The sequence below is a fragment of the Methylobacterium platani genome (assembly GCF_001653715.1).
GTDB classification, from domain to species: domain Bacteria; phylum Pseudomonadota; class Alphaproteobacteria; order Rhizobiales; family Beijerinckiaceae; genus Methylobacterium; species Methylobacterium platani.
The window spans coordinates 692-1,563 of sequence record NZ_LWHQ01000063.1 but is presented as its reverse complement, the minus strand read 5'-3'; the positions used below and the strand labels follow the sequence as shown (position 1 = coordinate 1,563).

1 protein-coding gene is annotated in these 872 nt (G+C 69.3%); it reads right to left on the bottom strand.

What is annotated here, in order from left to right:
- Nucleotides 1-658, bottom strand: a 658-nt coding sequence (locus A5481_RS26775; protein ID WP_064504418.1) for a LysR family transcriptional regulator, incomplete at its 3' end; no start/stop codon positions are given.
- Nucleotides 659-872: the final 214 nt, after the last annotated feature.

The following is an 872-nucleotide window of genomic DNA, read 5'->3' as shown; positions in this document are numbered from 1 at the left end:
CGACGGTGGCGCCGAACGGCACGCCGTCGCGCGCGAAGGCGTCGCGCAACGCTTCGCCGAGGCGGGTGCCGCGCTCGAGCCCGATGAAGGGATGACGCGCGAGGTCGGCGGGCGTGACCGCCTCCCGCGCGCTCAACGGATGGTCGGGGGCCATGACGCAGACCATCTCGCCCCGGTGCACGACCTCGTGGGCGAGGCCGACATGGTTCGACAGGCCGAGCGCGAAGCCGAGCTCGGCGACCCGGCCGGTCACGCCCTCGATCACCCCCTCGTAGCGGCGCACGTCGAAGAACAGCCGCGTCTGCGGCCGCCCGCGCACGAAGGCGGCGAGCGCCCGGGGCAGGAGGCCGTAGGCGAGCGGCGGCGTCGCCATCAGGGCGAGGTGGCCGTGGCGATTCTCGCGCAGGTCGCGCAGGCGCCCTTCCAGCTTGGCGTGGAGCGCGAAGATCGCCTCGCTCTCCTTGTAGAGCGTCATCGCCTCGGCGGTCGGAAACAGCCGGTTGTTGATCCGGTCGAAGAGCGGGAAGCCGGCCTGCGCCTCCATCGCCTTGAGGGCGTTGCTCACCGCCGGCTGCGACACCGCCAGCTCCCCGGCCGCCGCCAGGGTGGTGCGGTGCCGGACCACCGCCCGCAGGATCTCCAGCTGCCGCAGGTTCATCATCACTCCGGGTTATAGTCGGGCGGAATTTATCATAAGCCTCTGGATTGTGAAGGCGTAAGAGATGTGCATGATCAGGGCATCGATTGCGTCGACTACCGCACAATGCTTGCAAATGCAGCATTTTGCCTGTTTCGAGGTCATGATGTCCCGTCTCGTCACCGTCGCGGCCGCGCAGATGGGTCCGACCCAGCGCGCCGATTCCCGCGCCCAC